Here is a 6,722-nt window from a genome sequence, read left to right as displayed (position 1 = left end):
CGGCGACCACGACCGCGTCCGCGATGGAACCCCCACCACCGCCGATCCTGTATCCGGACGACGCGAAGCAGCAGCGGGCGTACGAGGACGGGTTCAGGACCGGATACTCCGTCGGCACAGATGACGGTTACATCAACGGGCAGCAGGAAGATCGAGAGCAGGCCGATCTGCGCGACGAGGTCGCCGACGAGGCGGAGCAGGAACCCATCGACGAGGGTGGCAGCGACCTCGGTGACGAGCTCACACCAAGCCCTGACCCCACTCCCACTGAGACCTTGCCAGCGTCGTCGATCAATGACGACCAGCCACCTCAACAATCCGGAGGCGTCCCGTGGTGGCCGCTGTCGTTTGCCGTGGCTGCGACAGCCTGGTTCGTCACCAGGCGTCGACGTCTCGACGCCGAGGACGCAGCATCGCAGTAGCAGGCCGAGCGTTTGGGTCGTGAAACCTCCGACCCGACTACAGTGCGGGGATGCCGATCCGCCTGTGTGACGTCGTATCTGCCCTGGACGAGATGTACGATCCGGCTCGAGCCGCAGACTGGGATGCCGTCGGCACCGTGGCAGGGGACCCCGAGCAAGAAGTCACTCGGATCCTGTTCGCCGTCGATCCCGTGCAGGCCGTCGTCGACGAGGCGATCGAGTGGGGCGCCGACCTCGTCGTGACGCATCACCCGCTGTGGCTCACCGGCGTCACGTCGATGGCAGCCACGACGCCCAAGGGGCGAGTCGTGCATGCGCTCACGCGCCATGGCATTGCCCTGCACACGTGTCACACCAACGCCGACAGTCCGGCGTTCGGAGTCTCGGAATCGATGGCGTTGGCTCTCGGACTCACGGATCTGCGCCCCCTGGACCCCGATCCGCTCCCGCCGATCGACGCGTGGATCGTGTACGTGCCCCTCGACCACGCCGATCAGGTGGTGGCGGCCATGCACGCCGTGGGCGCCGGTGGTATCGGCGACTACGAGCAGGTGTACTTCCGATCCGAGGGTGTGGGCTCGTTCCGCCCGCTCGACGGCGCGCATCCGGCCATTGGCACGGTGGGGGAGGTCGAACACGTGCAGGAACGCCGTGTCGAGCTGGTTGCGCCTCCACACCTGCGTTCTCGCGTGCGCGAGGCCATGGTTGCGGCGCACCCGTACGAGGAGGTCGCCCACCAGGTGCTGGAGCTGCAGACCGGTCCGGACAACCGCGGCAGCGGCCGGATCGGCGTGCTGCCCGAACCGGCCACCTTGAGGGAATTCTCACGCTCCGTCGCCGCGGCACTGCCCGCGCACCACAGTGCCAACCGCATCGCCGGCGAGCTCGAACGGGAGATCCGCACGGTGGCGCTGTGCGGAGGATCGGGCGATTTTCTCCTCAGCACGGCGACCGCGGCCGGCGCAGACGTGTACGTCACGTCGGATCTGCGCCACCACCCGGTCAGCGAACATCTCGAGGCCGGGGGCTGCCCGGTCATCGATGTCCCGCACTGGTCTGCGGAGTGGACCTGGCTCCCAGTTGCCGCTGCTGAGATCGCAGCACGCGTTCCCGGCGTGCAGACCCGGGTGTCCAAGATCGTGACCGACCCGTGGACATCTCACCAGGCGGGTACGGTGGCCCAGTGATAGCCGACGACACCGCCCAGTCCGCCCTGCTCGACGTGCAGGCCCAGGATGCCGCCATCGCCCGGCTGACGCACCGCCGGGGTTCCCTGCCGGAGCTGGCAAAGATTGCCGAGCTGGAGGAGAAGCGCGGCCAGCTCGACGGGGCGCGCATCGAGGCTGACACCGAGGTCGCCGATCTGACCCGTCAGCAGAAGAAGGCCGACGCCGAAGTCGAACAGGTCAAGACCCGGCGGGCCCGGGACGAGGAGCGGCTCAACTCTGGTGTCATCACCAACCCGAAGGACCTGGAGAGTCTCCAGCACGAGCTCGTGGCCCTCGAGCGTCGCATCTCGACGTTGGAGGACGAGGAGCTCGAGGTCATGGAGCAGGTGGAGGAAGCCCAGGCGCGACTGCAGAACATCACCGGAGATCTGGTCTCGCTCGACACCGACATGGAGCACCTGACGGGGGCACGCGACGCAGCCGTCATCGAGATCGACCGCCAGCTCGACGCCGCACGGGCTGATCGCCAGCAGGTCCTCACCAAGGTCCCCGACGATCTGCTCGCGCTCTACGAGAAGGTTCGGGCACACAAGGGCGGCGTCGGTGCCGCCGCGCTGCGCGCCCGGCGCTGCGAGGGCTGCCAGCTCGAGGTCAACAGCGCCGACCTGCGTGACCTGGCCGCAGCCCCCGAGGGGGAAGTGCTCCGCTGCCCCGAGTGTGACCGCATCCTCATCCGCACCCCCGAGTCCGGCATCTGAGGCTCAGACTTCGGCGACGATGACGTCGAGGGCGTTGCCGCGGCGTTCGGTGGTCCAGCCGAGGTCGCGCAGGGTCACCTCGAAGTCGTCGACGGTGCTGGGATCAGCGCCGGACTCCAGGAGCTCGCGCACGATCCGCCCCTTGGTGGCCTTGTTGAAGTGACTCACCACCTTGCGTTCGCCCCGGTGCTCGTGCAGCACGCGCAGCGATGTGGTGCGATCGGCCAGAGAAGCCGGTGTCCTGCCAAGAGTGACGTACAGGCCCGAGCGGAGGTCGACGACCAGCCCGTCGCCAGCCGCGTGTGCGATGGCGCGAGGGAGCAGCGGGCGCCATCGGCTCGCCACAGGTCCCAAGCGCGGCAACGAGACGCTGCCAGACATGCGATAGGCCGGGATGAGATCGGAGGGGCGCAGCAGTCCGAACAGGGCGCTGGCCACGGCGATCGTGGCGTCGGCGCGGTGCCGAGTCGCGCTGTCGAGGGACGGTAGGTCGAGCGCCGAGAACAACACCCCGGTGTACACCGCGTCAGCGCGTGCCGTTGGCGCGGTCAGCAGCGCTGCGTTCACCGCGAGCGTGTCAGCCTGGGTGGGACCCAGACCGAGCACGTCGGCGGCTCGTTTCGGGTGGCCGGCTGACACCTTGACCAGACTCCGCAACAGCTGCTCGCGGGTGGCGGTGAGGCGCGGGAAGCTCAACGACTCCAGGTCGAGCCGGGTGCCGTCCTCTGGTCGGGTCTTGCCCTCAGACGGCGGCAGCAGAACGAGCACGGGCTGACCTTATCGGCCGATCGTCACAGCCAGCCCACGCCATCGGCGATCAGCAGCAGACCGAAGATGGTGAACGCCGCGGTGGCACCGATCCTGATCTGTCGGTCCGGCAGGTGACGGCCAAGACGTGCGCCCACCACGATCGCCAGAGCATCCGCGGCGACCATGCCCACCGTGCTGCCGATCCACGTGCCGAGCCAACCCTCCTGGGTGGCCAGGGTGATCGTGGCAAGCATCGTCTTGTCGCCCAGCTCGGCCAGGAAGAACGCCACCCCGACCGCGACGATGGCCACGCCGGTGCTTCGTGCGGCCCGACCCGACTCGTCGGCACTGAGCTGATCGCCTCGCCATGTCCACACCGCAAACGCAAGGAAGGCGACACCGGCGGAGAACGCAACAGCGCCTTGCTGGTCGGCGAGTCGGTCACCAACCCAGTGGCCCAGACCGACGGAGGCGAGGTGGACGACCGCCGTCGCCACCGTGATGCCGACCAGCACGTCGCGCACGCGGTAGCGGGTCGCGAACGTCATCGCCATCAGCTGGCTCTTGTCGCCGAGCTCGGCCACGAAGATCACGGCGGTGCTGAGCACAAAGGCATACACGACAACGGCTCCTCGTCACCTGGACGAAGAGCCTGTACGACGAGTCCTCGACCAGGCTGTCAGTGAAAACAGGACAACTGCTGGTCGAAAGTCTCGTCCGCCACGGCGCCTGAACACCTTCAGTTGCCGGGCCTGCTGCACCGGACCACAGTGCTGGATGTTCCAGCGCGGTGATCAGCATGTCGACACAGCTGTTGGGGACTACTCCCTTTCGTGCCGCCAGCGTACCGCACGGGCGCGTCGCGGTACGCTGAGAGCGCGAATGAGCTGGCCGGGCGGCCGCGGTACGCCTTCGGGCGGCTCGAGGAAAGTCCGGACTCCACAGAGCGCGGTGGTGGCCAACAGCCACCCACGGTGACGTGCGGGACAGTGCCACAGAAAACAGACCGCCAGCGGCCCTCAGCCTTCGGGCCAAGGGTGCGGGTAAGGGTGAAACGGTGAGGTAAGAGCTCACCAGCGCTCCGGGTGACCGGCGCGGCTAGGTAAACCCCACCGGGAGCAAGACCAAGAGGATCCTTCGGGATCTGCGCTGACAGGCTGCTCGTCTGATGTCAGCGGGTAGGTCGCACCGAGGTGTCCAGCAATGGGCGCCCCAGATGGATGGTCGCCCCCGCCCCGAGAAATTGGATCAGCGGGACAGAATCCGGCTTACAGGCCAGCTCATTCGCACCCGCGCGACGCAGATGTCCGCTCGAGATGCGCCGCTGGGCCGCCGCGCTACGTTCAAGTCATGACTTCAGTCCCCACCATCTCTTTGAACAACGGCACGTCGATCCCCCAGCTCGGATACGGCGTCTTCCAGATCAAGCCAGACGAGACCAAGGACGCGACCCTGTCGGCGTTCGAGGTCGGCTACCGGCACATCGACACCGCCCAGATGTATCAGAACGAGGCGGGGGTGGGTGAGGCGCTGGCAGCCTCGGATCTGGCCCGCGACGACGTGTTCATCACCAGCAAGCTCAACAACGGCTTCCACGCCCACGACGACGCACTGGCCGCCTTCGACCTGACGCTCTCGACGCTGGGCGTCGACCAGATCGACCTGTTCCTCATCCACTGGCCGATGCCAGGCATCGACATCGACTTCGTCGAGACCTGGAAGGCCCTTGAGGAGGTCTACCGCGACGGCCGGGCGAAGGCGATCGGTGTGTCCAACTTCCAGGCCAACCACCTGCACCGCCTGATCGAGGAGACCGACGTCGTGCCAGCGGTCAACCAGATCGAGGTCCACCCGTACCTCGTTCAGGACGAGCTGCGGGAGGTCTGCCGCGAGCTCGGCATCGCGGTGGAGGCATGGTCGCCGATCGCTCAGGGTCAGGTGCTGGACAACCCCGCCATCACCGGTATCGCAGCAGAGATCGGCCGCACCGCCGCCCAGGTGGTCCTGCGCTGGCACATCCAGCGCGGCGACATCGTGTTTCCCAAGTCGGTCACCCGCAGCCGGGTGGAGGAGAACTTCGCGCTCTTTGACTTTGAGCTCGACAACGCCCAGATGGGGATGATCACGGCTCTCGACCAGGGCCACCGCACCGGTCCGAACCCGGACGAGTTCAACTACATCCCCAGCTGATCACCTGAGCGAGGGGCTGGGGTCAGGGCAGGGTCAGGATCTCGGCACCCTCGGGGGTCACCAACACCGTGTGCTCGAACTGTGCGGTTCGAGAGCGGTCGGAGGTCACGGCCGTCCAGCCGTCGTCCCACTGAGTCCAGTCAGCGCTGCCCAGGGTCAACATGGGCTCGATCGTGAAAGTCATGCCCACCTGCATGGTCGTGGTGGCGTCGGGGTCGTCGTAGTGCGGCACGATCAGACCGTCGTGGAATGCCGGACCGACGCCGTGACCGGTGAACTCGCGCACCACGCCGTAGTTGAATCGGCGCGCGTAGGACTCGATGACCCGGCCGATGGCGTTGATCTGTCGGCCGGGCTGGACGGCGCGGATGGCCCGGTGGGTGGCCTCATGAGTGCGCTCAACCAGCAGACGTGACTCCTCGTCGACCTCGCCGACCAAGAACGTCCGGTTGGTGTCGCCGTGCACTCCGCCGATGTAGGCCGTGATGTCGATGTTGACAATGTCGCCGTCGAGCAGTCGACGGTCGTCCGGGATGCCGTGGCAGATGACCTCGTTGACGCTGCTGCACAGCGACTTGGGGAAACCGCGGTAGCCGAGCGTCGATGGATACGCGCCACGATCGATCAGGAAGTCGTGGCCGATGACGTCGAGCGCATCGGTCGTGATGCCGGGTCGAACGGCCTGGCCGACGGCCTCAAGGGCCTGCGCCGCAATCCGACTGGCGATGCGCATCGCCTCGATCGTCTCGGCATCGCGCACCAGAGACCCGCGAAAAGGCAGGGGTTCGATCTGTCCGACGTACTCGGGGCGATCGATCAAGTGGGGTACAACACGGCCGGGAGAGACCATGCCGGCGCTCAGATCGGTCACCTGGCAACCATAGAGGCCGCAGCTGGAAGGTGGGGGCCGCCAGGTGGAGACCGACCAATAGGGGCAGGATGGGGCCCATGAGCGATGCGAAGTTCTACTACTGCACCAAGCACGATCGGGTCGAAGGCGAAGACGGCTGCCGCGCGGCCGACCGACTCGGCCCGTACGACACGGCTGAGGAGGCCGCGAATGCGCTCGAGATCGCCGCTCAGCGCACCAAGGAGTGGGACAACGATCCGGACTGGAACGAGGACGCCCCCAAGGACTCCGACAACGCATGAGTCGTCGGCGTCGTCGACTGCGGCTGAAGCGCTCAGGTCCGTGGATCGGTGTGGTCGGACTCTGCGTGCTGCTGTGGCTGTCGATCAGCACCTCGTTGTACGCCCCGTGGTGGGCCGTCGTACTCATCTGCTTGTTGTTGGTGCCGCAAGCCGTGTTGATGCGCCGATGGGCGCGCTCGCAGCCCGAGAGGTGCCCGTGGATTCCCGTCGGCGGTGTCGTCGTCTGGTTCCTCGTGGTGCTGGCCGGCGCGAACTGGTGGGGCTGGTCGGCCTAGCAGAGC

Annotated in this window: 9 protein-coding genes and 1 other RNA gene; 7 read left to right on the top strand and 3 right to left on the bottom strand. The window is 67.0% G+C overall.

The features are described 5' to 3' along the window. The 3 genes from WB508_RS10070 to WB508_RS10060 all read left to right on the top strand — a co-directional run. A partial coding sequence (locus WB508_RS10070) for a hypothetical protein (RefSeq protein ID WP_423844749.1) occupies positions 1-422 on the top strand: 422 nt, incomplete at its 5' end. Between the two features lie 50 nt (positions 423-472). Continuing rightward, positions 473-1,609: a Nif3-like dinuclear metal center hexameric protein gene (locus WB508_RS10065; RefSeq protein ID WP_423844748.1), complete on the top strand. Its 1,137-nt coding sequence runs from the start codon at positions 473-475 to the stop codon at positions 1,607-1,609. Then, positions 1,606-2,349 carry a zinc ribbon domain-containing protein gene (locus WB508_RS10060; protein WP_423844747.1) on the top strand — a complete coding sequence of 248 codons (744 nt, stop codon included), beginning with the start codon at positions 1,606-1,608 and terminating at the stop codon, positions 2,347-2,349. The genes WB508_RS10065 and WB508_RS10060 overlap by 4 nt, the downstream gene beginning before the upstream one ends. Positions 2,350-2,352: 3 nt before the next feature. On the opposite strand, the gene WB508_RS10055 is transcribed toward WB508_RS10060, so the two are convergent. Both WB508_RS10055 and WB508_RS10050 read right to left on the bottom strand, forming a co-directional pair. Then, the gene (locus WB508_RS10055; protein WP_423844746.1) at positions 2,353-3,117 is read right to left on the bottom strand and encodes a YaaA family protein; all 765 of its coding nucleotides are present in this window, start codon (positions 3,115-3,117) and stop codon (positions 2,353-2,355) included. 23 nt (positions 3,118-3,140) lie between these two features. Beyond that, positions 3,141-3,719: a TMEM165/GDT1 family protein gene (locus WB508_RS10050; RefSeq protein ID WP_423844745.1), complete on the bottom strand. Its 579-nt coding sequence runs from the start codon at positions 3,717-3,719 to the stop codon at positions 3,141-3,143. 263 nt (positions 3,720-3,982) lie between these two features. On the opposite strand from WB508_RS10050, the gene rnpB reads away from it, so the two are divergent. Together rnpB and WB508_RS10040 are read left to right on the top strand one after the other, a co-directional pair. Next, an RNA gene (rnpB, locus tag WB508_RS10045) (RNase P RNA component class A) lies at positions 3,983-4,386 on the top strand. A 63-nt stretch (positions 4,387-4,449) separates the two neighbouring features. Next, positions 4,450-5,289 (top strand): aldo/keto reductase, encoded by an 840-nt coding sequence (locus WB508_RS10040; RefSeq protein WP_423844744.1) that lies wholly within the window; start codon positions 4,450-4,452, stop codon positions 5,287-5,289. A gap of 22 nt (positions 5,290-5,311) precedes the next feature. Here the strand turns inward: WB508_RS10040 and map are convergent, their stop codons facing one another. Next, on the bottom strand, positions 5,312-6,139 hold the full coding sequence (gene map / locus WB508_RS10035) for a type I methionyl aminopeptidase (protein WP_423844750.1): 828 nt from the start codon (positions 6,137-6,139) through the stop codon (positions 5,312-5,314). Between the two features lie 98 nt (positions 6,140-6,237). Between map and WB508_RS10030 the strand changes: the two genes are divergently transcribed. Together WB508_RS10030 and WB508_RS10025 are read left to right on the top strand one after the other, a co-directional pair. Then, positions 6,238-6,441 (top strand): hypothetical protein, encoded by a 204-nt coding sequence (locus tag WB508_RS10030; RefSeq protein WP_423844743.1) that lies wholly within the window; start codon positions 6,238-6,240, stop codon positions 6,439-6,441. Beyond that, a complete protein-coding gene (locus WB508_RS10025) occupies positions 6,438-6,716 on the top strand; it encodes a hypothetical protein (protein ID WP_423844742.1) in 279 nt (92 codons plus the stop codon). The genes WB508_RS10030 and WB508_RS10025 overlap by 4 nt, the downstream gene beginning before the upstream one ends. The last annotated feature ends 6 nt before the right edge of the window (positions 6,717-6,722 follow it).

Source organism: Aeromicrobium sp. (assembly GCF_049586495.1).
Classification (GTDB): Bacteria; Actinomycetota; Actinomycetes; order Propionibacteriales; family Nocardioidaceae; genus Aeromicrobium.
This window is presented reverse-complemented; position numbering and strand designations above follow the sequence as displayed.

Bases quoted from the DNA above. Each gene is read 5' to 3' on its own strand.
- WB508_RS10065 (WP_423844748.1), top strand. From the start codon at position 473: ATGCCGATCCGCCTGTGTGACGTCGTATCTGCCCTGGACGAGATGTAC.
- WB508_RS10040 (WP_423844744.1), top strand. From the start codon at position 4,450: ATGACTTCAGTCCCCACCATCTCTTTGAACAACGGCACGTCGATCCCC.
- map (WP_423844750.1), bottom strand. From the start codon at position 6,139: ATGGTCTCTCCCGGCCGTGTTGTACCCCACTTGATCGATCGCCCCGAG.
- WB508_RS10030 (WP_423844743.1), top strand. From the start codon at position 6,238: ATGAGCGATGCGAAGTTCTACTACTGCACCAAGCACGATCGGGTCGAA.
- WB508_RS10025 (WP_423844742.1), top strand. From the start codon at position 6,438: ATGAGTCGTCGGCGTCGTCGACTGCGGCTGAAGCGCTCAGGTCCGTGG.